The organism is Nannocystis sp. RBIL2 (genome assembly GCF_026626745.1).
Lineage (GTDB): Bacteria > Myxococcota_A > Polyangia > Nannocystales > Nannocystaceae > Nannocystis.
The window spans coordinates 1,046,280-1,072,187 of sequence record NZ_JAPNJW010000002.1; the positions used below are offsets into that span (position 1 = coordinate 1,046,280).

The window sequence follows — 25,908 nt, forward strand, 5'->3', positions numbered from 1 at the left end:
CGAAGTGACACGTGCTGTCGTCACGCTCGCGGGTCGGTAACCCGCGCTCGGACGTGTCCGAGCGACATGCGCTCCCGGACACTGCCGCGCTCGCGAGCGAAGCCTTATGTCCCATAAGAGACATGCTCTATCGGACAGGCTCGTGCACGCGGCGACACGCGCCGGAGCGAAACAACATGTCCCAAACGCCATGCGCGATCGGACATGTCGCATCGGACACCTTACGCAGCCACCGTCCAGCGCCGCGAGGCTCCCCTGCCCCGCTAGCAGCCCTGCGGCGGCGCGTCGATCGCCGGCGTCCCGTCGGTCGCCAGCACTGCGGACTGCGACACCGACGCGCCGCATTGCCAGCCGACCACCGCCGCCTTGCACTGCGAGCAGGTGACATTGTCGAGGCGGAGCTCGACCGGCGCCTCGACCCACACGCCCGGCTCGGCGCCGGTCTGCGACAGCAGCACGTGCTGCAGCGTGCTGGCCAGCGACTTGCCGTGCAGCTTGATGCCCTTCCACACCCCGGCGGTCGCGCGGAACTCGATCGGCGCGTCCGCGGTGCCCTGGGCCAGCAGGGCCGCCGGCGCGTCGACGCCGACGATGAGCGCCGCCTCCGGTCCGGCGAGCACGCGCAGACCTGACTCGAGGGTCAGCTCGGCGGCGACCAGGACCTCGCCCGTCAGCTCGAGCGGCGCGCCGTGAGCCGCCCACGTCGCCTTGGCGGCGACCGGACCGGGCGTGACGAGAATTCGACCGTCGCTGTCGAACGCGTTGCCCTCTCCGAGCGCGCCGACCAGGTTCGCCGGCAGCTCGACCGCCCGCCGCGTCGCCGCGAAGCGGTTGTCGGCGAACGCCCGCAGCGTCGCCGCGCCGCGCACCAGCACGCCGGCCTTGTTGCTGCGGAAGGTCGTCTCGCGCAGCGACAGCGCCCCGTCCTCGATCACCAGCGCCGCGTTGCCCTCGTCGCCGCCGCCGCCGAACTCGAAGGCGGTGTGCTCGAGCTCGGCCTCGCCGCGGGCCCAGATCTGCAGCCCGCCCCACCCGCCGGCCTGACGCCGATCGCCGGCAGTGAAAGTGATCGGCGCGTCGGCGCTGCCGCGAGCCACCAAGCCGCCGTCGCCGCTGCCGCCGATCGACAGCCGGCCCTCCGGCCCGAAGCACAGCTCTGTCCCCGGGGACAGGTTAAGCATCGCCCGCTCCGGACCTGCGCCGCCCACCCTGACCTCCTCGTTCAGCCGCAGCGGCACGCCCGGGTTGGGCCACGTCGTCGGCTGGGCCACGTCGCCGCCCAGCACCTGCACCACCGCCTCGCCGTCGTAACGGTTGCCGCCGGCGATCCCGACCAGCCCGGCCGGCGGAGTCACGATCGCCGCCTTCGAGCCGAGCTTGCGCAGCGTGTTGCCGGTGAACGCCGCCAGGCTGCCGGTGCCCTCGATGCGGATCGCCGGCCCACGGGCCTCGCGGATCGTCGAGCCCTCGAGCGCCACCTCGGCCGCGGCGACCAGCAGCGCGCGCTCCTCCGTGCCTGCGAACTCGATCACCGCGCCCTTGATCTGCGAGCGCGCCGCCTTGTCCCACAGCTCGACGCCGCGCCACGCGCCCGCCGCCTTGTCGCTCGCCGACGTCAGCGTCACCGGCTCCTCGGGCGTGCCGGCGACCAGCAGCTTGGCCGGCTCGGACGCGCCGACGATCAGCGCCGCGCCGTCCTTGAACTGCAGCGTCGCGCCCGCCTCGAGCGTGAGCGAGCCGTTGTCGACGCGGTAGTCCTCGACCACGGTGACCGGCCCGCAGTCCTTCGAGATCACCCGATCGATCTGCGCCTCCGCCCCGCCGAGCGTGCGCGGGCACTCGGTCACGCGCGTGGCTCCGGGGGTGATGCCGCCGGCCGCGCTGCGTGGCGCGGCCGCCTCCGCAGGCGCGGTCTCGGGCTTGGCGTCCTGGGCCGGCGAGGCCTCCGGCTTGGTGCAGGCGGTGACGGACAGCGCGAGCGCGGCGAGCGGGGCGAGCCTCATGGCCGGCGGTTTTAACCCGGCCGCGCGCGGCCCAGCAAGGTCGCCTGCACTCGCGCGTCCGCGGCCCGCGGCCCGGGCGCCCGGACGCGCGGCCACGTCCCCGGTTGTCCTTTCGGACATAGCGCATGGGACCTGTCCTTTCAGCCAGACGATGCTCGAGCTCGCGTGCGCCCGCGACGAAGGCTTCGCGGACCCCGCACTGGCTCACGTGCGCGCCCGCACACGGCCTCACACCCGCCCGCACGGCGACGCCCGCCGCCCCCGGCGCCACGCACACCAGGGTTGTGGTCTATCCTGATGGCGCACGCGCCTCCGGCGCAGACGGACGAAGCCGAGAATGGATACGCACGATCCGAGCCGCGCAGAGTCTGCTTCCCCCGCACGGGCGCCCGACGCGAGCGCCGAGACCCGCCCCGAAGGCGGCCGCCTGCGCGACTTCCCGCTGCCCGAGCTGCTGTGGCAGTTCCACACCGACGCCCGCAGCGGCTGCCTGCGCCTGCGCAAGGGCGCGCTCGAGAAGACCTTGTGGCTGGTCGCCGGCGTGCCGGTGTTCGCCCGCAGCAACGAGGCCGGCGACCGCCTCACCGACCGCCTGCTGGCCCGTGGATTGTTGACGCGCGCGCAGTACGACCAGGCCCAGGATCTGCTGGCGCGCTCGACCGGCAAGCGGATCGGCGAGGTCCTGCTCGAGAACGGCCTCATCCACGAGCGCGAGCTCAACGAGGCGCTCGGCGAGCAGATTCTGCGCATGATCGAGTCGATGTTCTCGTGGAACGAGGGCAGCTGGCAGTTCGAGCCCGGGTCCTCCGCCGACCGCATCACCCTCGACCGCTCGACCGCCGCGATCATCATGAGCGCAGCCCGCCACCGGATCCCGCTGCGCCGCCTGTGGGACGCGATCGGCGACCATCACCAGTTGCCGCGCCTCGCCTACGAGCACCGCACCGACGACGGGCGCGCCGAGCTGACCGCCACGCTCATGCTCGAGCCGAGCGAGTCGGCCTGGCTGGGGCGGCTCGACGGCTCGCGTCCCCTCGCCGAGCTGCTCGACGACTTCGACGTCGACGAGCACGAGCTGCTGGCCCTGCTCTACATCCTGCGCCTGCTCGGCCACCTGCAGCTCGAGCTCGGCGGCGTGCCGGCGCTGGCGTTCCAGCGGTAGACGCCGGCGCCCTGCCCCTGGCTCCTGGACATGTCGCATCGGGCATGTTCCCACGGGAATGCCCGATTGAACATGTTCGAACAGACATGTCCCTCCGGGCACCGCGGCGAACGGGACGCTGACGGCCCAGCCGCTCGCTGAGCCGCACCGGCGCGGCCCTCCCTCGCTACCCCTCGTCTTCGCGCCACTCGACCGCGCCGGTGAGCGCCGCGAACCGCTCGGCGTGCTCGTCGAGCCTGGCCTGCAGCCCGTCGGGCACGCGCCCCTTCAGCGCCGCCGCGACCGAGCGGAAGTACCACAGCTGCTTCGGCGCCGGCGCGTTGAAGCGCGTCAGCGTCGCCAGCCCGTGCAGCTCGAGATCGACGAGCAGCGTCGAGGTGTTGTGCAGCTTGTCGCAGGCGATCACCAGGGCGCTGCGCGGCGCGACCGTCCGCAGCCGCTCGAGGTACGCGCGCTTGCGGACCAGCCACGGCCGTTTGTTGCCCGGCGTGTCGTCGGCGTAGGTGTCGGTGCAGTCGGCGACGATGCCGCCGACCCCCGGGCCGAACGCGGCGAAGACCTCGTCGAGGTTCACCGGCGTGTCCTCGACGACGTCGTGCAGCAGCGCCGCCGCGGCTTGCTCGAGGTCGCCGCCCCATTCCAGGACGAGCCCGCTGACCTGCAAGAGATGGCTGACATACGGGATCGTCGTGCCCTTGCGCGTCTGGTCGCCGTGAGCGACCGCCGCGAACTCGAGGGCCCGCGCCAGCATGGGACGATCGGCTGCCATGGTCGTCACTTTAGCGCACACCTCCGCTATGCTGCCGCCCATGCTCCGCTCGCTCGCGCTCCTCGCCCTGGTCGCCGTCGCCTGCGACTCGTCCTCCTCCACCCCCGCGAAGCCCGCCCAGGCCGAGCCCGCCAAGGCCGCCCCGGCGGAGAACAAGCCGAGCCCGGTCGCCGCCGCCGACAGCCCCGTCATCGACCACACCGTCGAGACGCTCGAAGGCGGCCAGCAGAAGCTCGCCGATCTCCGCGGCAAGGCGGTCCTGGTCGTCAACACCGCCTCGGAGTGCGGCTTCACGCCGCAGTACGCCAAGCTGCAGGAACTGTACGGCCGCTACAAGGACCGCGGCCTGGTGATCCTCGGCTTCCCCTCGAATGACTTCGGCGGCCAGGAGCCGGGCGACGCGACCCAGATCAAAGACTTCGTCGCCAGCAAGTTCGCGGTCGACTTCCCGATGATGAACAAGGTCCACGCGAAGGGCCCCGAGATCGCGCCGATCTACAAGACCCTGACCGAAGAGACACCCGAGGGGATCCGCGGCGAGGTGAAGTGGAACTTCACCAAGTTCCTCATCGACCCGAAGGGCCACGTGGTGGCCCGCTTCGAGTCCCCGGTCGACCCGCTGGCGCCCGAAGTGACGACGGCGATCGAGAAGGTCCTGCCGGCGGCCGGCTGATCACCGCGGCGACGTGCCGCCGAGGCTGCTCTTTCGGGCAGGTCCATCTGCCCCTTCGGACATGTCGCCCCGCCCCTGCGGCGGGCGGCATAAACGCCGCGCTCAGTCGTCGTCGCCGTCGGGCGGCGGCGGATCGAGGCGGGTGTGCTCGCGCGGCACCAGGTAAGGCGGCAGCTCGGCGACCATGAACTCCTCGAGGTCGTCGAGGGCGGTCGAGCCGGTCGCGCGGTAGCGCAGGTGGACAAACGGGTTGCCGTCGACGTCGTAGTCGACCTCGGCCTCGGCCTCGGTGATCCGCCGGTGCTTGCGCATGGCGGCCTCGATGCTGCGCAAGCTGGCGCGGCGACCCTCGAGGTTGACGAGGCTGTCCGTTCGGCCAGGTACTTCGCCGAGCGAGCAGGCGGCGTTGAAGTGGCCGGCGTAGCCGGTGTGGATCCACGCGGTCTCGCCGGCGACCGGGCCGCCGGGCTCGCCGGCCGCCAGCAGCGGGCGCGTGCGGACCGGGTGAGGCGAGCGCGCCAGCACCTCGTGACCGCCGTCGCTGGCCTTGCCGGGGCGCAGCTCGACCCCCGGCGACGGCTCGAAGCGCTCGTTGCGGGCCATGATGCGGCTGCCGAGGATCCCGATCTCTTCGAGGCACAGCAGCTGCACGGGCGGCGCGCCGAACACCTGCTTGAGCAGCTTGCCGTGCGACGTCGCGATCGTGGCCTGCGGGATCACTGCCAGCAGCTCGCGCTCGGCCCCCGCGGCCTTGAGCGCGCGCGCGGTGCGTTGCAGCGAGTACAGCAGGTCGACCACGACCAGGCGATCGTAAGTGCCCTGCGGCGGCAGCACCGACTCGAGCGTCGGGTTGTCGGCCATCGCCAGGCGCGCCTCGGAGGCCAGCCAGCCGAGCACGACGGCGTCGAAGAAGCGCGGGCTGGTGAACGCCTGCGAGCACGCCAGGTGCGTGCCGGCGCCGAGCCCCAGCCGCGCCGCCGCGGTCTCGCCGATCCAGCGCAGGTGCGCGCCGCTGCGGAAGATGTCGTGGACCGCTCCGTTGGGGCTCACCGCCTCGAGGATGAACTCGGTGTCCCCCGGCACCGCCGCGCGCAGCTCGCCCGGCGAATCGAGCACGTCGACCTCGAGCAACGAGCCGCTGAGCTTGCGGCGCGAGTGCAGCGTGTAGCCCTCGGGGTACTCGAGCGGCGAGTTCTCCAGCCCGCGCGGGCGCCGGAGCACGGCGCGGATCGGGATCCGGCGCGCCGCCGCCAGCAGGCTGCGGTCGCCGTTGGCCGGATCGACCGGCATCGCGATCGCGCCGAGCTTGCTGACCGCGAGCAGCAGGATCACGAACTCGGCCACGTTGCCCATGCTGAGCGCGACCACGTCGCCGGCCCCGACCTTGAGGCCGGCCAGCTCGCGGGCCCGCTTGTCGGCGCGGATGATGAGCCCGCGGCGGCTGAGCGTCGTGTCCTGACTGTCGAGCGAGCGCTGACTGCCCGCTCGCGGCACGGCCTCTTCGAGCCAGCGGTAGAACTGTCCGGCGTCGGAGGCGGTCATGCGTGCCGCCTCCAGGCGCCACGCCGTCGCGGTGTGTACACCATGTTCGACCTAGAATCGGAACGAGTAACCCGAGTCGACGAGGACGAGCCACCTGGCTCTCGGGACATCGAGCTGAGAGAACGACGGCTCGCAGCCGGCGGCCGCCGTGCCCTGTCCGAAGCCGAGGATTGCGGTGGAGAGTCGCACGCCGATCTCGTGGTTTTTGCGCGCTCCAAGTAGCACGTGGAGACCGACCCGTCCACCCGCGCCCGCCCCGCCCCGTTGACTGACGAGCGCACTGCTGGAATGCGCCGCACAGACCGGCCGTTGTGCCTCCGCGCGGATCCGCAGAGTCTCGCGCGCGCCGACGAGGAAGCCGCCGCCGACGATCTCGACTCGCCTCGCGCGACCGACCGGATGCGCGTACTCGAGGTCGAACAGCACCGCTTGCATCTGCAGGGCGAGCTTGTCGTTCGCGGTCACGCCGGCGCCCGCGAGCAGCCCGGCGCCGCCGATGTAGACCCGACGGCGCGCGCCGACGAAGCCGCCGAGCCGCCCCATCGCGAAGCCCTGCACCGCGCCGTCGAGCCGCGCCGTGCCGACTTGCGGCTGCCCGTTAAGTCCGAAGGTCACACCCACGCGACCGCGGAACAACGGCGTTACCTCGGCCGGTCGTGACTGCGGCGACGTCGAGTCGCGCGCGTCCGCACCGGGCGGGGCCACCGGTGCCGGATCGGGGACAGGCACGGGCGGCGGCGCAGGGACAGGTGCGGGTGACGTCGCCGCATCTTCGCGTCCGACAGGTGTCCCGTCGGCGCGCGGGAATGGGATCGCTTTGAGCTGAAATTGCGGCGTCCCGCCGAGATCGCGGATCGTCGCCTCCACCTCGACGCGATCCTCCGCCTCGGGCAGCTCGCGGAGGTACGCCTTGTAGGCCTCGACCGCCGCGGCCGCGTGCAGCGACTCCGCCTCGACGTCGCCGCGCTCGCGGGCGGCGAGCATCAGCTGCTGCCGACACACGCCGATGTTGTAGTGGATCTTCGGCGACGGCCGCAGCGCCATCGCCCGCTCGAACTGCGCCAGCGCCTTGTCGTAGTCGCCGGCGGCGTACGCCTTGGCGCCGGCCTCGAAGGCCGCGCGCGCCTCGGTCGGCTGGGCGGCCGGGGCCGCGATCGCCGGCTGTCCCGAGAGGCAGATCGCCAGACCTAGCCCGAGAGACATGGCCCATCGGACATGGCCCGAGAGACACGTGCGAGGGGCGCGGAGGACGGCTACGTCGCTGGCTCGCACGGCGTCATCTTTCCGTGCGGCGGGGCCGGGCGCAAGCCCGTACGGCCTCGCGCGGCCGGACGTCGCTCGGCGCTCGCTAGTGGGAGGCCCCTTCGGCCTCGTCACCGGCGCGCACGGCCTCGCGCGCTCAGACGCCGCTCGGCGCCTTGCCGCTCGCCGCCTGCGGCCTTGCCACAGGACCGGGCACCGGCGGCAGCGCGTCCGGGTCGGGGCGCGCGGCCGGGGCCTTGCGCGCGGCCACGGCCTCGGGCGGCGCGGGCTTGCTCGGGCTGGCGGTCGGCGCCGACTTCTTGCCCTCGACCGGCAGCTCGACGCCCTTCTTCGTCAGCTTGGCGACGCGGTGGTCGGCGATCGAGTCGCGCCGCTGCATGTAGATCTGGACCAACCGGCGAGCCGCGTAGTGGGCCTTGATCTGCCACTTCGGCTCGTTGGCCAGGAGCACCGCGAACGCGATCTCCGGGCGCTCGGCTGGCGCGTAGCCGACGAACCAGTTGTAGTTGAGGCCCGGGGCGCGCTTGCCGGTGAGGCTGCCGGTCTTGCCGGCGACCTGCGTCTCGGCGATGTACGAGTTGCCCTGGCGGTCGACGAAGCTCGCGCGCGCGGTGCCCTCGGTGGTCGTGCGCACCATCATCGCGCCGACCGCCTCGGCGACGTCCTTCGACAGCACGCGCTCGGTCTTCGGCAGCGACGGCGTGCGGTCGGTGCCGTCGGGCCCGAGCACCTGGGAGATCACGTGCGGCGCCTGGTACACGCCGTCGCGGGCGAACACGCTGGCGAGCAGCGCCCCGTGCAGCGGGCTCATGTCGACGTGCCAGAACCCGGCCGCGACCTTGGCCCGCTCCTTCGCATCGGCCGGGATCAGCGCGGGCGAGCGCTCGACCGGGAATTCGAACGGGATGTCGCTGTCGAACTTGAACGAGCGCACGGTCGCCTGCAGCGAGTCCGCGCTGAGGTGCTTGAGCGCGAGCTTGGCGATCACCACGTTGTGGCTGTGGGCGACGGCGCCGCCGAGGTCGTCACAGCGCTCGTCGCGGCGCGGGTCGTCGAGCAGCAGGTCGTCGGTGATGCCGTGGAGGCCGCCGCTGAAGCACACCCGCGTCTTGGTGTTGACGTGCTTGTTGGCCAGCAGCGAGGCCGCGGTCACCAGCTTGAAGGTCGACGCGGCCGGCGCCCACGCCGTCGTCACGATCTCGAGCGGATCGACCTCGGGGTCCATGCTCGAGTGGCCGGCCAGCGCGAGCACCGCGTTGTCGCGCACGTCGAGCATGACCGCGGCCGCGTACGGCACCTCACGGTTGCGGAAGATCTGCAGCGCCGCGTCCTGCAGCACCGGGTCGAGCGTGTAGAGGATCCGGTGGCCGTCGCTCAGCTCCTGCACCAGGCGCGTGCGCGCCAGGTCGGTGGCGAGCGACGGGAAGTCGGGATCTGCGGACTTCGTCACCTTGGCCGGGGTCGGCGCGTCGGCGCCGAGCGGGGCCGGCGTCGCGGCCGCGAGGTCGAGTCGGTCCTGCCACGGCAGCGCGGCGACCGGCGCTTCCTCCGGCGCCGCCTGCGTCCCCGTCGCCGCGGTGCGCACCACGTCGTGCGTCTCCGGGACCTCCTGGCGCTGCACGTAGAATGCGATGGCGCCGAGAGTTCCGACGAAGAAGAGCGCGCCGAGTCCGCTGAGTCGGGTGTTGGGGGCCGACATGTCGGAGGGTCATAGCAGCGCCCCTGCGGGCTCGGCAAAATTTCGCGAGATCGCTGTCGCGTCGAAGCTCGCGCGCGAGCCGCGACGATGGCAAAAAAATATAACATCTCGGGCACTTACAAAGCGTGACCTGAGACGGGGGGTGTTGGCCCGCACGCGCCATAACGAGCCTACATCGCCGGACTGCGTCGCACCAGAATCACCCCTCGCGCTCCGCGTCGTTCCCCGGCTCTGGTAATTTGACCGGCGCAGAGGGGGCGCCCCTCGAGGACTGCCGCGGGCTTATGCGGGACGAGACGATCGTTACAGTCATCAACAAGAGCGACGAGGGTGGCGGCAAGGGCCCCAAGAAGGAGGCCTGTCTCGTCGTCATCTACGGCGCCGAGCTCGGCCGCAAGTACCACATCGACGGGCGCGAGATGACGATTGGTCGCGGCACCCTCAACGACATCTGCGTCAGCCAGGACAGCGTCTCGCGCACGCACGCGACCCTGCGGGTCGAAGATCACGGGGTCAAGCTCCGCGACAACGAGTCGACCAACGGCACCTACGTCAACGACCACAAGATCCACGAGGCCTGGCTCAAGGACGGCGACCTCATCAAGATCGGTCGCGCCATCTTCAAGTTCCTCAGCGGCGACAACGTCGAGAGCCTCTACCACGAGGAGATTTACCGCCTCTCCACGGTCGACGGCCTGACGCAGATCTTCAACAAGCGCTACTTCCTCGAGACGCTCGAGCGCGAGCTGTCGCGGGCCCGCAGGTACGACCGCCCGCTCGCGCTGGTGATGTTCGACATCGACTTCTTCAAGGCCTGCAACGACACCTTCGGCCACCGCGCCGGCGACTTCGTCCTGCGCGAGGTGGCCGACGTGGTGCGCGAGCGGGCCCGCAAGGTCGACGTGCTGGCGCGCTACGGCGGCGAGGAGTTCGCGATGATCCTCCCCGAGATCGACATCCGCGGCGCGACCCAGTTCTCCGAGAAGATCCGCACGATGATCGCGGAGTCGAAGTTCATGTTCGAGGGCCGCCACATCCCGGTCACGATCTCGATCGGCGTCGCCGAGCTGACGCAGGACATCGCCACCTACGACGACCTGATCAAGAAGGCCGACGCGCGCCTCTACAAGGCCAAGCAGACCGGCCGCAACCGCGTCGTCGCCGACTGACCCGCTTCGCCGCCGCGCGACCGAGAGCTCTCGGCGGCAGGCGGCGCGGGCCTCTTCCATTAAGAAGGTCCGGCCGCTCGCTCGCTCACGCAGTCGCTGCACATGCACCGACCGAGCGGGCGGGCGGCGCATCGACCTCGCGTCACGACTTGGCGACGAACGTCGCGGCCAGCATCCAGCCGCCGAGGATCACGAACAGCGCCCCGGCGACGCGCTCGATCAGCACCGGCTCGACGCGGGTGCGCAGCCACTCGCCGGCCAGCACCGCGACGAGGCTCGACAGCACCAGCGCGAGCGCCGACGCGGCGAACACCAGCCAGCGGCGGCCGCTCGACGCCGCCATGCTCATCGTGGTGAGCTGGGTCTTGTCGCCGAGTTCGGCGAGGAACACGAGGCCGAAGGTCGTAAAGAACGCGCGGAGGTCCATGGCAAGGCACCGGAGGCAGGTCCGCCACCATAGCGGGCCTGGGCCGCGGCGGGCGCGCTTACGCGCGGGGCCTTGCGCGCCGGCCTCCGGTCGGCCTAACTATCCCGCGTGAATTCGCCCGCGCCTGCCGCCTCCGGTCGGATCGCCGTGCTCGGGGCCCTGGTCATCGACCAGATCGCCGCCGGCGAGGTCGTCGAGCGGCCCGCCTCGGTCATCAAGGAGCTGGTCGACAACAGCCTCGACGCCGGCGCCACCCGCGTCGACGTCGAGCTCGAGGACGGCGGGATGGCTCGGATCTCCGTCCGCGACAACGGCCGCGGGATCCACCCTGACGACCTCTTGCTGGCCGTCACGCGCCACGCCACCAGCAAGCTGCGCCACGCCGCCGACATCGCCGACATCACCACCCTCGGCTTCCGCGGCGAGGCGCTGGCCAGCGTCGCCGCGGTCGCGCGCGTCGACCTGCGCAGCCGCCAGCCCGGCGCCGCCGTCGGCGTCCATTTGCACGGCATCCCTGGCGAGGCCCCCACCCTCACCCCGGCCGGAATGCCGGTCGGGACCCAGATCGACGTCCACGCCCTCTTCGCCAACCTGCCGGCGCGGCGCAAGTTCATGCGCGCCGAGGCGACCGAGGTCGGCCACTGCAGCGACACCCTGCTGCGCCTCGCCATCGTCCACCCGGGCGTGCACTTCACCCTGCGTCACGGCAAGCGCGAGCTGCTCAACTTGCCGCGCACCACTCCCGAGGGCCGCGTCGCCCAGGTGCTCGAGCGCCGCGTCGCCGGCCCGTTCTTCGCCTTCCGCGGCGAGGACGACGGCATCCGCGTCGAAGCCTTCCTGCCCCACCCGACCGCCGCCGCGCGCGGTCGCGGCAGCCCTTACCTCATCACTCGCCAGCGCGTCGTGCGGGAGCGCAGCCTCGCGCAGATCCTCACCCAGGCCTACGGCCTCGGCGGCGAGGCCCCCTCGGCCTGCCTGTTCGTCGAGCCGCCCGCCGGCGCGGTCGACGTCAACGTCCACCCGCAGAAGGCCGAGGTCCGCTTCAGCGAGCCGCAGCAGATCTACGCGGCGGTGCGCCGGGTCCTCGCCGCCGCCGTCGCCGCCGCCCCGTGGGCCGGCGATCTCGCCAGTCTCTCGGGACAGGTTGTGACGAACATGTCCGATGCGCCAGCTGCCGACGAGGCCCCGCGCGGCGCTCCGGCGGGGGTGCCTCCTGGCCGCGTCGGCGCGATCCCGATCGGCTTCGCGCCGGTCCGCGTCGGCGACGCGCCCCGCACCGGCCGCGACGACGAGGACTCGGCGGACGCGCGGCAAGCTCCCGCGAGCGCCCGGCGTCGCGCGGCCCGCGAGGACGAGGACGAGGACGCGGACGAGACCGAGACCGGCGACACAGAGGCGCAGCGCTCGGGCGCTCGGCGGTCCGCGGCGCTGCGCCGGCCTGACGGCGAGACCGAGGACCACGGTCCTCCGCGCCGCGCCGCCTCCGCCGACGATCTCTCTCCCGAAGATGATGAAGATGATGCGCCCGGTCCCGCCGTGCGCCGCGCCCAGCAGGCTGCCGCTGCCGCTGCCGCGGGCCGTCGGGCCGAGGCCGAGGCCTGGCTGAGCCGCGCCGAGGCCTCGATCGACGCCCCCCGTCGCCCGCTCGAGACCGACCTCCCCTCCGCGCCAGCGTCGCGCCCTGGGTCCGGGCCGCGCCCCGCGCGCTCCAAGTCTGGGCCGCTCCCCGCGGCGCCGCCGGGCGCCGCCGGCTGGGACCTCGATCTGGCGTCTACACCGGCTGCCTCTGGGGACATGTCCTCACGAGCAGGCGGAGCGGCCGCCTCTGCAGATGTCTCTTCGGACATGTCCTTCCGTGCGTCCGGGACGAGCGACCGCCGCGACGGGGCCGACAGTTCGCTCGCGGCTCCATCGGACATGTCGCTCGACGCAGCCGCCAGGCGTCGCGCTCACGACATGCCCTCCGGGTCCAGCTCGGTCGCGCTGGAGCGCCCCTCGGCTGCCCGCTCCGATGAACCTGTCCTTTCGGACACCTCTCAGCGCACTTCAGCCGCCCGTCCTGGCAAAACCGGCGTTTCGGGCCCCTCCTCGGGCAGCGCGGAACCTGACCTTTCGGACACCTCCACGCGCTCCTCGGCCTGGCCCGACGAACCTGGCGCTTCGGACATGTCCCTCCGCACACCAGCCGATTCGGCCGATCAGGACTCTGCGGACCCGCTCGGTCCTGCTCCCCGAGACGGCAGCACCGCTCCCGGTCGACCTGTCCCCGAGGACATGCCCGACGAGGCCTCGGCCGCCTGGCTGACCCGCGCCGGGGCCACGAGCGAGCACGACCCCGCCCGCGACCGGGCGGCCGCGTGGATCGAGCGGGCCGGCGGCGAGTTCCCGCCCGACCTGGGCGCCGGCACCGACCCGCTGCTGCGCTGGTCGGAGCGCCAGCCCGACCCGCCGCCCACGCCCCCGCCCGCGTCCGAGGAGCGGCGCCCGGGGGCTTACCGCCTGAGCACGCGCGCCCTCGACCACGGCTACGACCGCCACAAGCGCGCGGTCATGGAGGCCGCCGCCGCGCTCCGTCCCGACGGCGCCGCCCCGCGCTCCGCCGAGCCCGAGCGCGACGCCTCGTCGACCGCGCTGCCGCTGGCGCTCGACGTCCCTGGCCCAAGGGACATGCGCGAACAGACCGGTCCCGGCGGACAGACGGGGACGCCCGCGGCCGCGCCGCAGCGGCCCGACATCCCGGCCCTGCTCGCCTGCCTCCCGGGCCCGGTGGCCGTGTTCGCCGACCGCGACGCCCTGCTCGCAGTCGACCTCCGGCGCGTCCGCTCGCACCTGGTCTATCTCCGCCTGCAGCGCGACCTGGTCGGCCGACGCGCCGTGGCCGTGCAGGGCCTGCTGTCGCCCGCGGTGGTCCAGCGCCCGGCCGCCGACGTCGCGCTGATCCAGGCCGCCCGCACCGAGCTGCTCGGCCTCGGCGTCGACCTCGACGTGTTCGGCGACGACGCCGTGGTCGTGCGCGGCGTGCCGGCCCACCTGCGCCACTGTGTCGACGACGCCGACGCGGCCGACCTGGTGGCCCGGATCGTCCCGTGGCTGCGGATCCGCTCCGGCGACGGCGATCGGGCGGCGCGCGAACGCGGCCTGCTCGACGCGATCGCGGCCACCCACGGCGGCGATCCGGCGCCTCGCCTGGCCCGCCGCTGGCTTGCCGAGCTCGTCGATGCCGGCGCCGCGCTCGACTCGGTGCCGGGGATCCGCCGCTGGACCGCGACCGCGTTGCTCGGAGGCGAATGATGACCGCCGACGGCGCGACGGATCGCGCGGACGATCTGCCGCGCCTGCTCGCCGTCGTCGGCCCGACCGCGTCTGGAAAATCACGCCTCGCGGTCGCGCTGGCGGAGCGCCTGCACCTGCCGATCTTCTGCTGCGACTCGGTGCAGATCTATCGCCGCCTCGACATCGGCTCCGCGAAGGTCGACGCCGCCACGCGCGAACGCGTGCCGCATCACCTGCTCGACCTCGTCGAGCCCGACGCCGAGTTCAGCGCGGGGGACTACCAGGAAGCCGCGTGGCAATTGCTCGCGCGAAGCCCGGGCCTGTTCGCCGGCGGCACCGGCTTCTACCTGCGCGCAGTCACGTACACGTACAGCGGCGCCGATCCGCAGGCCGACGCCCCCGCGAGCGATCCGCGACGCGCGAGCTTCACTGCGCGGTGGGAAGCAAGCGAGCGCGAGCACGCGGGCGCCGTACACGCGGAACTGCAGCGCCGCGATCCCCAGGCCGCAGCCGCGATTCACCCGCGCAATGTCGTGCGCGCCCTGCGAGCGCTGTGGCTGTGCGAAGCGCACGAAAGGCCCGTGAGCCTCGTCCGCGCCGAAGATCCGCCGCGTGCGCGAGCTCGCCTCGCCACCGTGGTCCTCGAGCCCGAGTTCGCCGCACTGGACCGCGCGATCGATGACCGCTGCGACGCGATGATCCGCGCCGGCCTCGTCACCGAGGTGTCCAACCTCGTCGCTGCTGGGTATGATTCGCGCCATCGAAGCATGCGAAGCCTCGGCTACCGCCAGATCCTCGATCACCTCGCCGGCCAGAGCCTCGGCGACGCCGTCGCCGCCATCAAGCAGGAGACGCGGCGCTACGCCCGGCGCCAGCGCACCTACTTCCGCAATCAGCTGACGGCGGCGCGCACGATCGCGGTCTCGCAGCCGATCTGGCTCTTGAGCCAGGTCGAGCTCGATCGCCAGGCCGACACCATCGCCGCCGAGGCCGCGGCGTTCCTCGCGGGGGAGCTGACATGAGCGGCAAAGTGTTGGAGTTCGAGCGCCCGATCGTGGAGCTCGAGACGAAGATCCGCGAGCTCAAGGATCTGTCGGGCGCCGGCAGCGAGATGGCCGACGAGATCGCCAGGCTCGAGCAGAAGGCCGCGGAGCTGCAGCGCGAGCGGTTCGCCGCGCTCACCCCGTGGGAGCAGCTGCAGCTCGCCAAGCACCCCGACCGTCCCTACACCCTCGACTACATCGGCGAGGTCCTCACCGACTTCGTCGAGCTCAAGGGCGACCGCGCCTTCGGCGACGACCCGGCGATCGTCGGAGGCATCGCCCGCCTCGACGGCCGCTCGGTCGTGGTGCTCGGCCAACAGAAGGGCCGCAACACCAAGGAGAACCTGCACCGCAACTTCGGGATGGCGCGCCCGGAGGGCTACCGCAAGGCGCAGCGGCTGATGAAGATGGCCGACCAGTTCGGCCTGCCGCTGCTCTGCCTCATCGACACCGCCGGCGCCTACCCGGGCATCGGCGCCGAGGAGCGCGGCCAGGCCGAGGCCATCGCCACCTGCCTCGAGCTGATGGCCGGCCTGCGCGTGCCCTCGATCTCGGTCGTCATCGGCGAGGGCGGCTCGGGCGGCGCGCTGGCGATCGGCGTCACCGACCGGATCCTCATGCTCGAGCACGCGGTCTACTCGGTCATCTCGCCGCGCGGCTGCGCCTCGATCCTGTGGAAGGACGCCGAGGCCGAGCGCACCGCCGCCGAGCAGCTCAAGATGACCGCCCACGACCTCGTCGGCCTCGGGATCTGCGACGAGGTCGTGCCCGAGGCGCTCGGCGGCGCCCACCGCGGGCTCCCCGCCACCGCCGCCGCGCTCCACGACGCCCTCCGCCGCCACTACGGCGAACTCGCCGCGCTCTCGGTCCAGGACCGGCTCGAGCGGCGTTACGCCAAGTTCCGGCGCATGGGTCACGTGGAGATGCAGGCTTAAGGTCGGCGTGGCGCTCTATCAGAACCTCCTGGTCCTCGCGGGGCTGGTCCTCGCGATGGTCCTGCTCCGCACGATCCGGCGGCCCGGCGGGCCGCGGGTCTACGCGGCGGTGCTGGCGCTGCAGCTCGTCCTGACCTTCACCGCGATCGTCAACGAGGACAGGTACCTCGGGACAGTCGCGATCTGCCTGTGCGCCCTGACGGTGATCGCCCCCGCGGCGCTCGAGCGCGGGGCCCGGCAGATGTTCGCGCTCGGCCGCCCGCGCCTGGCCGTGCGCCTGTCTGGCCTTCGGGCCATGTTGATGCCGGGCGCCGGCCTCGGGCGTCAGCAGCAGATCCTCCGCGGCTTCGCCCTCCTCGACCGCGACGGTGCCGACGCCGCCCTCGCCTACTTCCGCGGCCTCGTCGCGGCCGCCGAGGACCCGGCCGAGCTGGCCGTGATCCACGAGCAGATCGTCGCCATGCTGCTGTTCGATCACCGCTGGAGCGAGGCGGTGACGCACTACGAGAGCCACTTCCACCCCAGCTACGCCGCGGTCCGGCCGACGCTCGCGCTCGGGATCTTGCGCGCCTTCGGCGAGCTCGGCCGTCACGACGCCGCGGCGTCGCTGCTGCGGTCGATCGAGGACGGCCCGCTCGGCAGCGAGGCCGGCGCCGCCGAGCTGTTGGCCCAGGCGCGCCTCACCTTCCTCGCCCACGCCGGCGCGTTCGGGGTGGTCGATGACGCGCTGGCGCGTGACCGCGGGCGCAGGCTCGGCCTGTCCCCGGGGACAGCCACGCTCTTCCTCGGCATCGCCGCTGCCCGCGCCGGCGACCCGGTCCGCGCCGACGCTCTGCTGCAGCAGGTCCCCGCGCTCGCGCGGCGCAGCGAGACCCGCCTCGCCGCCGCCGCCCGCACCGCCCGTGCCCACCTCGACGACCCCGCGCCGGTGTTCGGCCACGATCTCCACGAATTCGTCCAGGCCGTCGGCGAACGCTTCCGCGCCGCCATCCGCGAGCGCAGCGGCACCCGCCGGCTGCAGCCGCTGGTCATGACCACCGCGCTGATCGCCGTCTCTGCCGGGTGGTACGCGGTCACTCTCGCGGCCGGGTGGGCCGGCGTCGGCCTCCTGCGCGCCGGCGCCTTGACCGGCGAGCTGTGGCGCGCGGGCAGCTGGGGCCGCCTCTTCACCGCCCCGTTCGTCCACGCCGACCTCGTCGGCCTGCTGCTCGACTGCTACTCCATCTGGCTCGCAGGACATGTCCTCGAGCGCATCCACGGCTGGGCCCGCACCGGCTTGATCGCCATCCTCGGCAGCGCCGCCGGCATGTGGGCCGCCGCCGTCGCTGACCCCGACCCCGCGCAGGTGATCGGCGGCGGCAACGCCCTCGCGGTCTCGGTGCTGGTCGCCACCCTGTGGACGCTGCTGCCCGCGCGCACCCCGGGCCTGTTGTCGACGGTCCGCCGCAGCGTCGTCCTCACCCTGTTGTTCCTGCTCGGCGCCCACGTGTTCGCCTGCATCCCCGGGGTCTACGGCCTGCGCTCGACGCCCCTGTCTCTCGGGACAGCCGCTTTCGTCGCCTCGATCCTCACCCTGCTGCTGCCCCCGACCCTGCCCGGCTGGACCCGCCGCCCGCTCGCGGCCCTGTGCCTGGCCGCGATCGCAGTCGTCGGCCTCGGCGTCGTCCAGGTCACGCGTGAGGACCCGATCGCCTTCGCCGCCGCCCACCGCGACCTCCGCGTCAACGAGAACGGCGTCGCCCTCGCCTTGCCCGCCAGCTTCGAGCGCGTCGAGGCCGACGATCGCCGCCACCCGCTGCTGAAGGTGTTCCCCGGCTGGCTCGACACCCAGGCGCTGCGCGGCGGTTACCTCGTCCAGTTCGTCGTCGTCCCCGACGCCCCGGCCGAGGGCAGCGCCCTGTTCGTCCTCGCCCCGACGCTCGCGCGCGAGCTCGTCATCCGCCCGGAGGACGCGCCCGCCCCGGCCTTCGCCGACTTCGTCAACTACACCCTGCAGCGCAACGGCGAGACGATCGCGCGGGTCGTCGAGCGCCGCCTCGGCGACCACGCAGTGCTCCTGCTGGCTGCCCCCGCGGCCGCCCTCGACCCCGCCCTCGCGCTGTACTCGGCGATCCTCGGCGACGCCGCGCTCGCCGACTGAGCCGGACGATCGCGCGAGTCGTCGTCGGCGGCATCGTCCTCGCCGAGCGAGCGACGGGGTACGCTCGCCCCGTGCACATCGTCATCGATCGCCTGTGGGACGCCAGTGCGTCGGCCCCGTCCGAGCGGATCACCCTCGACCTCCGCGCTCGCGCGCGCGCGCTCGAGATCGCCGTCGACGCCCCGTTCCACGGCGATCCACCGCCGCCTTCCCCGCCCGGCTCGACCCCCGGCCTGTGGAATTTCGAGGTCGTCGAGCTGTTCCTCCACGCGCCCGACGAGCGCTACCTCGAGCTCGAGTTCGGCCCTCACGGCCACTCCCTCGCGCTCCAGCTCCACGGCGTCCGCAACGTCGTCGCCACCGTCGACGTAGCCTTCGACGTCGACCCGCCCGCGGACGGCCGCTGGCGCGGTCGCGCCGTCGTCTCCCCGGACCTTTTGCCTCCCGGCCTCGCCCGCTGGAACGCCCACGCGATCCACGGCCAGGGCGAGGCCCGCCGCTACCTCTCGGCCATCCCCGCCGCCGGCGCGCGCCCGGACTTCCACCGCCCGGACGTCACCGCCCCGCTCGACCCGGCCCTGCTGCGCGAGCTGTCTCTACGGACATGACGCAACGCGCATGCTCTTAAACATGCGCCATCGAGCATGTCCCTCAGTTCAGCCCGCGGCCTTGCGGATCGCCTCGCGGAACACCGCCTCCGGCTGGGCCCCCGAGATCGCAGCGCGGCCGTCGAAGATGAACAGCGGCACTCCGCGGACCCCGCTGCGGGCCGCGTGTTCGGCCTCCTGGCGGGTCTGCGCCAGCTCCTCGGCGTCGCTCGTCAGCCGCGCCACTTCTTCGGCCGAAAACCCGTGCGACCCCGCGATCTCCGCCAGCACCGCCGGATCGGCGATGTTCTTCCCCTCGAGGAAGTACGCCCCGAACAGGGCCCGCGACAGCGCTCGCTGGCTCCCTTTCGCCTCCGCGTGGCGCAGCAGCGTGTGCGCCCGCAGCGTCGGGTAGCCCATCCGCACCTTCGTGAAGTCGAGCGGGATGCCCGTCTCCCTGGCCGCGCGCTCGACGTTGGCGAACGCCGGCGTCGGATCGCCGCCGAACTTCTGCCGCAGGCGCTCGCGCAGGTCCGTCCCGCTGTCCGGCCCGTCGGGGTCGAGCAGGTACGGGTGCAGCGTCACGGTCGCCTCGGCCTTCGTCTCGGCCAGCGCGCGCTCGAGCCGTTCGATGCCGATGAAGCACCACGGGCAGGCGATGTCGGACACGACGTCGATGTGCATGGTTCGGGCTCCCTTCAGCTCGCCGGGCGGACCTTCGCCATGTAGCTGCCCTTGTCGGACAGCAGCTTCATGAACCGCTCCGGGAAGTCCTCGGCCACCGACGACGTCACCGACGCCCGGCTCGCCAGGCGTCGCGCCCACGCCTCCACCTTCGAGCCCGCGGCCCAGAACGCCCAGCCGGTGCGGGCCTCTAGCAGCGCGAAGCGGAACATCGCCGGCGCGCACGCCACCTCGACCAGCTTGAACTCGTCGCCGGCCAGGTCGCCCTTCTTCAGCGCCTCGTCGTAGCGGACCAGAGTCGCAGTCACGGTCTTCGCCGCCGCCTCGAAGTCCGCCTGCGTCGCCGCGGTCATCACGCGGTACTGGCCCATCAGCAGCTCGCTCGCGACGTCGACCCACGCCCGCTGACGCGCCCGCGCGAACGGCTCGGTCGGGATCACCGGCGGCGGGTGGGTCTCGTCGAGGAACTCCACGATCGCCGCCGACTCGAACAGCGGCGTGCCGTCGGCCACCAGCACCGGCACCTTGCCGCGCGGCGACAGGGCCAGAAACCACTCCGGCTTGGCGTCGAGGTCGACGTCGCGGCGGGTGTACTCGACCCCCTTCTCGCGCAGCATGATGCAGGCGCGGTGGACGAACGGGCACAGGGCGTGGCTGATCAGCTCGAGCTGCATCGGGGTCCTCCGGAGCGTTACGACATGTTTGAAAGGACATGCGCCTTCGCGCATGTCCCGAAAACCATCTTCAGGCCGGCGGCGGGCGCAGGCTGGCGAACCCGATCTTGCCGGCCCCGGCCTGCAGGCGGCGGATCAGCTCGGCTTGGCCCTCCGCGTGGTAGCTGCTGCGGACCAGCGGCCCGCTCTCCACGTGGACGATGCCGGCCGCCAGCGCGTGGCGCTTCAGCTCGGCGAACTCGTCGGGGTGGACGTAGCGGTGCACCGGCAGGTGCTTCTTGCTCGGCTGCAGGTACTGCCCGAGCGTCAAGATCGTCAGCCCCAGCTCGCCCAGTTGGTCGACGACCTCGCGGACCTCGGCGAGCTCCTCGCCGAGCCCGAGCATCAGCCCCGTCTTGACCAGCGCCCCGCGCTCGCGGGCCCGCCGGAGCACCGCGAACGAGCGGTCGTAGCGGGCCTGCACCCGGACCTCGCGGGACAGCCGCGGCACCGTCTCGAGGTTGTGGGCGAACACGTCGGGGCCGGCGTCGAGCACCGTGTCGACGTCGGCGAGGGCGCCCTTGAAATCGGGCACCAGCACCTCGATCGTCATGTCAGGCGCCGCCGCGTGGCACGCGTGCAGCGTCTCGGCCCAGATCCCGGCCCCGCCGTCGCGCAGGTCGTCGCGGTCGACCGACGTGATCACCGTGTGGTTCAGCTCGAGCGCCGCCAGCATCGTCGCCACGCGCGCCGGCTCGCCGTGATCGACCGGCAGCGGCCGCCCCGTCGCCACGTCGCAGAAGCGGCACGAGCGGGTGCAGATGTCGCCGAGGATCATGATCGTCAGCGCGCGGTGGTTCCAGCACTCGCCGATGTTGGGGCAGCTCGCGCTCTGACACACCGTGTGCAGCCCGAGCTCCTTGACCATGCTGCGCAGCGCCTGATAGCCGTCGCCCGCCGGCATCGGCACGCGCAGCCAGTCGGGGTGGCGCTTGCGCGGCGCGGGCGCGGGCTCGGCCTCGGTTTGGACGATCGGCAGGCGAACGGTCACGCGCAAGGCATAGCACGCGGCGACCTCTACAGCTCGAGCTCGCCGCGGACGTTCTCGTGCCCTTGCAGGCGCTCCAGCGCCGCAGTCAGCTCGGGGTCGGTCGCGGTGGGGAGGCGCACGTCGAGGGTCACCAGCAGGTCGCCGGCCTCGCCGTTCGGCGGCGCGATGCCCTTCCCCTTGAGCCGCAGCGTCTGCCCGTTCTGGCTCCCCGGCTTGAGCTTGAGCGTCACCGGCCCGGCGGGCGTCGGCACGTCGACCGGCCCGCCGCGCACCGCCTCGAGCGCGGTCACGGGCAGGCTCATCTGCAGGTTGTTGCCGTCGCGCTTGAGGCGCGGGTGCGGCGCGACCTTCACCGTCAAAAGGATGTCGCCCGGTGGGTCGCCCGGGCCGCCCTGACCGCGCAGGCGCAGCTTGCCGCCGTCGCCGATCCCCGGCGGCACCTTGACGTCGAGCGTGCGCGCCCCGCCCTCTTGCGACTCGATGCGCAGCGGGATCACGGCTCCGCGCAGCATCTGCGAGAAGTCGATCGTGATCTCGCCCTCGATGTCGTGGCCGCGCGTGCTGACCGGGCGCCGGCCCGCGCGCGCCGCCGGGTCGACGACGCGACCGCCGCCGAACAGCTGCGACAGCAGGTCGTCGAACGACACTCCGCGCGCGTCGCCGAAGTTCTGGAAGTTGAAGTGACCGTCGGCGTCGAACCCGCCGCCGCCGAACCCCGCCGGACCGGCCGTGCGCCTGCGCCCACCGCCGCCCCGCGTCGCCTGCTGGTACGCCCGCGCGCGCTCGGGATCGAAGCCCTGAGTCAGGCTCATGTCGCCGAACTCGTCGTAGTTCTTGCGCCGCTGAGCGTCGCCCAGCACCTCGTAGGCGCCGGACACCTCTTTGAACTTCTCCTCCGCCTTCTTGTCGCCCGGGTTCTTGTCCGGGTGGAGCTGTTGAGTCAGCTTGCGGAACGCCCGTTTGATCTCTTTCTCGTCGGCAGTGCGCGGCACGCCCAGGACTGAGTACAGGTCCTTCACGGCAGGCATTCTTGGGTCACGGGCGGCCCTCGGCAAGGGGGCGGTGCGCCCGGCGCGGCTGCAGTGGTGCCCGGCCGCCGTTTCGGCTAAAAGGGCGGTTCGTCATGGCCGAACATCCTTACGCCGAATTCCTCGGGCGCGTGGAGAAGCCCGGGCGCTACCTCGGCGGCGAGGAGCAGCAGATCCGCAAGTCGGGCGCCGGTCTCGCGTGTCGCTTCGTCCTCGCCTTCCCCGATCTCTACGAGATCGGCATGAGCCACCTGGGCACGCGGATCCTCTACGACCTCGTCAACCGTCACGCCGACCTCGTGTGCGAGCGCGCGTTCAGCCCGTGGACCGACATGGAGGCCGAGCTGCGTGCGCGGGGTCTCCCGCTCGTCAGCCTCGAGACCGCCACCCCGCTGCGTGAGTTCGACGTCGTCGGCTTCAGCCTGCAGTACGAGCTCAGCTACACCAACGTCCTCCTCAACCTCGACCTCGGCGAGATCCCCTTGCGCGCCGCCGATCGCGGCGACGCCGACCCGATCGTCCTCGCCGGCGGGCCCACGGCCACGCACCCCGAGCCGCTGGCCCCCTTCGTCGACCTCTTCCTCGTCGGCGAGGCCGAGGAGGTCCTGCCCGAGCTCTTGCGCACGATCGGCCGCATGCGCCGCGAGGGTCGGCCGCGGCGCGAGATCCTGGCCGCTGCTGCGCGCTCGCCCGGCATCTACGCCCCCACCTTCTACGCCGTCGAGCGCGACGCGCGGAGCGAGCTGCTCGTCGTCACCGGCCCCACCGAGGAGGGCCGCGCTCTCGGCGTGCCCGAGCGAGTCACGCGCGTCTACGTGCGCGATCTCGATCAGTTCCCGTTCCCCACGCGCTTCCCGATCCCCTACGCCGAGGCGATCTTCGACCGCGCCAGCGTCGAGATCACCCGCGGCTGCACCGAGGGCTGCCGCTTCTGCCAGGCCGGCATCATCTACCGCCCGGTCCGCGAGCGCGACCCCAAGCAGATCGTCAAGGCCGTGCTCGACGGCGTCGAAGCGGCTGGCTTCTCCGAGACCAGCCTGACCGCGCTGAGCACCGCCGACGTCTCGTGCATCGACCCGCTGATCAAGGAGCTGGTGCCCGAGCTCAAGCGCCGCAAGATCAAGCTCGGCATCGCCAGCCTGCGCGCCTACGGCCTCAACGAGGAGCTGCTCGACGAGATCAAGAGCGTCGGCATCAGCGGCCTGACCTTCGCGCCCGAGGCCGGGACCCAGCGGATGCGCGACGTCATCAACAAGAACGTCAGCGACGACGACATCCTGACCTCGGCGCGGCGGATCTTCGAGCGCGGCTACGACCGCATCAAGATGTACTTCATCATGGGCCTGCCGACCGAGACCGAGGAGGACGTGGTCGGCATCGCCGAGACCGGCCGCAAGGTCCGCGACGTCGCGCGCGAGCTCAAGCTCCAGCGCATGCCCACCGTCACCGTCAGCGTCTCCCAGCACGTGCCCAAGCCGCACACCCCGTTCCAGTGGGCGGCCATGGATGGCCTTTCGGACCTGTCCCAAAAGGTCAACCTGCTGCGCGACCTGGCCCGGCGCTACCGCCTCGAGCTCAAGACCCACTCGCAGACCGAGAGCTGGCTCGAGTGCCTGTTCGCCCGCGGCGACCGCGACATGGGGGAGGTCCTCGGCCACGCCTACGCCGCTGGGGCCCGCTTCGACGGCTGGCGCGAGCGCTTCTCGATGGCCCGCTGGACCGCCGCGATCGCGACTGTCGGCGTCGATCCGGCCCGCTACACCCGCACCATCCCGGTCGACGCGCGGCTGCCGTGGGACCACATCGACATCGGCCTCGAGCCCGGCTTCCTCGCCGAGGAGTACCGCAAGGCCCTGCGCGGTCGAGCCTCGCCGCCGTGCGGCAAGCCGTTCGGCGCCAAGGTCCACCCGATCAGCCGTGAGGCCGCCGAGGCCGACGCGCGCCGCCTCGTCTGCTACGACTGCGGGATCGCCTGCGACATGTCCGAGATGCGCAGCGAGCGGATGGTCGCCCTCGACGAGCTCGCCGGCATGAAGGTCGAGCGACACGAGCGCGAGCGCGACGACGAGGTCGTCCGCGAGCGCGAGCGGGCGATCGCCGCCGATTTGGTCCCGATCGAGCGCCTGCGCGGCCGCCTCAACCCGAGCAAGCTGGCCGACGACAGCGCCTTCAAGGCCGCGGCCGAGGCCCCGTTCACCCGCGTGCGGGTGTTCTTCGCCAAGTCGGGGCCGATGCGCTTCATGGGCCACCTCGACCTCACCCGCGTGCTCCCGCGCATGCTGCGGCGCGCCGGGGTCGAGACCGCCTTCTCGCGCGGCTTCAACCCGGTCCCGCGCATGTCCTTCGGGCCAGCCCTCGCTCTCGGCGTCGGCGCCCGCGAGGAGGTCGTCGACCTCGACGTCCTGCTGCCGCGCTCCGACGCCGACATGGCCGGCCTGTGGAGCGACGACGACCGCCTGCGCGAGGCCCTGCTGCTGCGCGAGCGGTTCGCCGCCGCCGCCCCGCCCGGCATCGACATCCTCGACGTCCGCGTCCTCGTCCAGGGCGAGCGCCGCCTCGGCGAGCTGGTCGCCGCCGCCGACTACGCCGTCGACCTCGGCCCCGAGCTCGCCGCCGAGGTCGCCGCCGGGCTGTCCGCGCGCCTCGCCGGCCCGCTGCAGGTCGAGCGCGCCGGCAAGGCCAAGTCGGGCCGCGGCCTCAAGCGCCCCGTGGGCGAGGCGACCGCCGTCGACGTCGGCGCCGCCCTGCTCCACGCCGACGTCGACGTCGCCGCCGGCCTGCTGCGCTTCCGCGTCCGCCTCAGCTCCGACGGCCCCGGCGCCCGCCCCCGCGAGGTCGTCCAGGCCCTCGTCGGCGCCGTCGTCCCCGACCACAAGCTGGTCCGCGAGCGCCTGCTCGCCCGCTCCGGCGACGAGCTCGTCAGCCTGCGCGCGCTCGGCCCGACCTTCGCCCCCAAGAAGCCGCGGCCCGAGGCCGAGCCTGTCGCTTCGGACATGCTCGTCTAGCCATGTCCCGGAGGGCATGTCCTCTTGGACATGCCCTTCCGGACATCCGCCGCGACCCCGACTACTGGTCGTTGATGTCCGACGCCGAGCTGCCCGACACCAGCAGCCCCGCCGCGGCCGCCGCGATCGCGGTCTGCACCTCCGGCGACAGCCCCGGGTCGATCCACACGAACTGCGGGTTGAAGATCTGCACCGCCGCGACCGCCACCCCGCCGGCGTCGCGGATCTCGTAGCCCACCGGCGCCGAGCTGGAGAACGCCGAGCCGGCCAGCTTGTGGACCATAGCGATCGACAGCGTCGTCGTCCCGTCGGTCATCGACCCCGACAGCGTGTTCGGCCCGTACAGCTTGCCCTGGCTCCTGAGCTCGAGCTGCCAGCCGCCGGCGCCCTGCGGCACCATCGTGCACACGAACCCCGCGTCGTTGCTGATCGGGAACAGCACGCCCTGCTGGGCCGTCCCGTACGCGCACGACCCGGCCCAGCTCGCCGGCGTCCCGCCCACCAGCGAGAAGTCGAAGGCCTGCTTCGACTCCTTGCGCTGATACGGCCCGACCGACGTGCTCTTGTTGGTCTGGAAGCCGCCCTTCGTCAGCGTCGCAGTGTAGGCGCCGAACGTCACCGGCTTGCGGAATGCCGCGAACGCGGTGCCGCTGACCGCCTGTTCGGGCGCCTTGGCGGTCAGCGCCGGGTCGAGCTGCATCCGCGCCGCCGAGCACCCGGCCGACAGCAACGAGAGGGCGAACAGCGGCGCGATGGAACGGAGCGAGAGAGCTGGCATGGCGTGTTCGGGCGAGGCCCGCTT

The 25,908-nt window shown here is 72.6% G+C and carries 20 protein-coding genes; 9 read left to right on the top strand and 11 right to left on the bottom strand.

All coding sequences use genetic code 11. The features are described 5' to 3' along the window. Positions 1 to 263: 263 nt before the first annotated feature. On the bottom strand, positions 264 to 2,003 hold the full coding sequence (locus OV090_RS29335; RefSeq protein ID WP_267707936.1) for a hypothetical protein: 1,740 nt from the start codon (positions 2,001 to 2,003) through the stop codon (positions 264 to 266). Between the two features lie 337 nt (positions 2,004 to 2,340). Here OV090_RS29335 and OV090_RS29340 point away from each other — a divergent pair, with 337 nt between their 5' ends. After that, a complete protein-coding gene (locus OV090_RS29340) occupies positions 2,341 to 3,165 on the top strand; it encodes a DUF4388 domain-containing protein (RefSeq protein ID WP_267707937.1) in 825 nt (274 codons plus the stop codon). Positions 3,166 to 3,331: 166 nt separating this feature from the next. Here the strand turns inward: OV090_RS29340 and OV090_RS29345 are convergent, their stop codons facing one another. Continuing rightward, complete coding sequence (locus tag OV090_RS29345; protein WP_267707938.1) at positions 3,332 to 3,934, bottom strand: HD domain-containing protein; 603 nt, start codon at positions 3,932 to 3,934, stop codon at positions 3,332 to 3,334. Between the two features lie 40 nt (positions 3,935 to 3,974). On the opposite strand from OV090_RS29345, the gene OV090_RS29350 reads away from it, so the two are divergent. Continuing rightward, positions 3,975 to 4,607: a glutathione peroxidase gene (locus tag OV090_RS29350; protein WP_267707939.1), complete on the top strand. Its 633-nt coding sequence runs from the start codon at positions 3,975 to 3,977 to the stop codon at positions 4,605 to 4,607. A 102-nt stretch (positions 4,608 to 4,709) separates the two neighbouring features. Here OV090_RS29350 and OV090_RS29355 read toward each other — a convergent pair whose 3' ends face one another. From OV090_RS29355 to OV090_RS29365, 3 genes are all read right to left on the bottom strand, one after another. Beyond that, positions 4,710 to 6,149: an AMP-binding protein gene (locus OV090_RS29355; RefSeq protein ID WP_267707940.1), complete on the bottom strand. Its 1,440-nt coding sequence runs from the start codon at positions 6,147 to 6,149 to the stop codon at positions 4,710 to 4,712. A gap of 51 nt (positions 6,150 to 6,200) precedes the next feature. Then, positions 6,201 to 7,352: a hypothetical protein gene (locus tag OV090_RS29360; RefSeq protein ID WP_267707941.1), complete on the bottom strand. Its 1,152-nt coding sequence runs from the start codon at positions 7,350 to 7,352 to the stop codon at positions 6,201 to 6,203. 196 nt (positions 7,353 to 7,548) lie between these two features. Further along, entirely contained in the window at positions 7,549 to 9,111 is a 1,563-nt protein-coding gene (locus OV090_RS29365) for a penicillin-binding transpeptidase domain-containing protein (RefSeq protein ID WP_267707942.1), read from the bottom strand. A gap of 284 nt (positions 9,112 to 9,395) precedes the next feature. Here OV090_RS29365 and OV090_RS29370 point away from each other — a divergent pair, with 284 nt between their 5' ends. Continuing rightward, on the top strand, positions 9,396 to 10,280 hold the full coding sequence (locus OV090_RS29370; RefSeq protein ID WP_267707943.1) for a GGDEF domain-containing protein: 885 nt from the start codon (positions 9,396 to 9,398) through the stop codon (positions 10,278 to 10,280). A 142-nt stretch (positions 10,281 to 10,422) separates the two neighbouring features. Here OV090_RS29370 and OV090_RS29375 read toward each other — a convergent pair whose 3' ends face one another. Beyond that, positions 10,423 to 10,707: a TMEM165/GDT1 family protein gene (locus OV090_RS29375; RefSeq protein WP_267707944.1), complete on the bottom strand. Its 285-nt coding sequence runs from the start codon at positions 10,705 to 10,707 to the stop codon at positions 10,423 to 10,425. Between the two features lie 108 nt (positions 10,708 to 10,815). Here OV090_RS29375 and mutL point away from each other — a divergent pair, with 108 nt between their 5' ends. From mutL to OV090_RS29400, 5 genes are all read left to right on the top strand, one after another. Continuing rightward, positions 10,816 to 13,998 (top strand): DNA mismatch repair endonuclease MutL, encoded by a 3,183-nt coding sequence (mutL, locus tag OV090_RS51025; RefSeq protein WP_267707945.1) that lies wholly within the window; start codon positions 10,816 to 10,818, stop codon positions 13,996 to 13,998. Next, complete coding sequence (miaA, locus tag OV090_RS29385; RefSeq protein ID WP_267707946.1) at positions 13,998 to 15,002, top strand: tRNA (adenosine(37)-N6)-dimethylallyltransferase MiaA; 1,005 nt, start codon at positions 13,998 to 14,000, stop codon at positions 15,000 to 15,002. Before mutL ends, miaA begins: the two co-directional genes overlap by 1 nt. Further along, entirely contained in the window at positions 14,999 to 15,958 is a 960-nt protein-coding gene (locus OV090_RS29390; RefSeq protein WP_267707947.1) for an acetyl-CoA carboxylase carboxyltransferase subunit alpha, read from the top strand. Before miaA ends, OV090_RS29390 begins: the two co-directional genes overlap by 4 nt. Positions 15,959 to 15,965: 7 nt before the next feature. Continuing rightward, positions 15,966 to 18,098: a rhomboid family intramembrane serine protease gene (locus tag OV090_RS51030; RefSeq protein WP_267707948.1), complete on the top strand. Its 2,133-nt coding sequence runs from the start codon at positions 15,966 to 15,968 to the stop codon at positions 18,096 to 18,098. Between the two features lie 71 nt (positions 18,099 to 18,169). After that, complete coding sequence (locus OV090_RS29400; RefSeq protein ID WP_267707949.1) at positions 18,170 to 18,706, top strand: hypothetical protein; 537 nt, start codon at positions 18,170 to 18,172, stop codon at positions 18,704 to 18,706. A 48-nt stretch (positions 18,707 to 18,754) separates the two neighbouring features. Here OV090_RS29400 and OV090_RS29405 read toward each other — a convergent pair whose 3' ends face one another. From OV090_RS29405 to OV090_RS29420, 4 genes are all read right to left on the bottom strand, one after another. Beyond that, entirely contained in the window at positions 18,755 to 19,369 is a 615-nt protein-coding gene (locus tag OV090_RS29405) for a DsbA family oxidoreductase (protein WP_267707950.1), read from the bottom strand. A 14-nt stretch (positions 19,370 to 19,383) separates the two neighbouring features. After that, entirely contained in the window at positions 19,384 to 20,043 is a 660-nt protein-coding gene (locus OV090_RS29410; RefSeq protein ID WP_267707951.1) for a glutathione S-transferase family protein, read from the bottom strand. Positions 20,044 to 20,113: 70 nt separating this feature from the next. Then, entirely contained in the window at positions 20,114 to 21,073 is a 960-nt protein-coding gene (gene lipA / locus OV090_RS29415) for a lipoyl synthase (protein WP_267707952.1), read from the bottom strand. Between the two features lie 26 nt (positions 21,074 to 21,099). Then, complete coding sequence (locus OV090_RS29420; RefSeq protein WP_267707953.1) at positions 21,100 to 22,092, bottom strand: DnaJ C-terminal domain-containing protein; 993 nt, start codon at positions 22,090 to 22,092, stop codon at positions 21,100 to 21,102. A gap of 104 nt (positions 22,093 to 22,196) precedes the next feature. On the opposite strand from OV090_RS29420, the gene OV090_RS29425 reads away from it, so the two are divergent. Next, positions 22,197 to 25,106: a TIGR03960 family B12-binding radical SAM protein gene (locus OV090_RS29425; RefSeq protein ID WP_267707954.1), complete on the top strand. Its 2,910-nt coding sequence runs from the start codon at positions 22,197 to 22,199 to the stop codon at positions 25,104 to 25,106. 61 nt (positions 25,107 to 25,167) lie between these two features. On the opposite strand, the gene OV090_RS29430 is transcribed toward OV090_RS29425, so the two are convergent. Further along, complete coding sequence (locus OV090_RS29430; RefSeq protein WP_267707955.1) at positions 25,168 to 25,884, bottom strand: hypothetical protein; 717 nt, start codon at positions 25,882 to 25,884, stop codon at positions 25,168 to 25,170. Positions 25,885 to 25,908 lie beyond the last annotated feature (24 nt).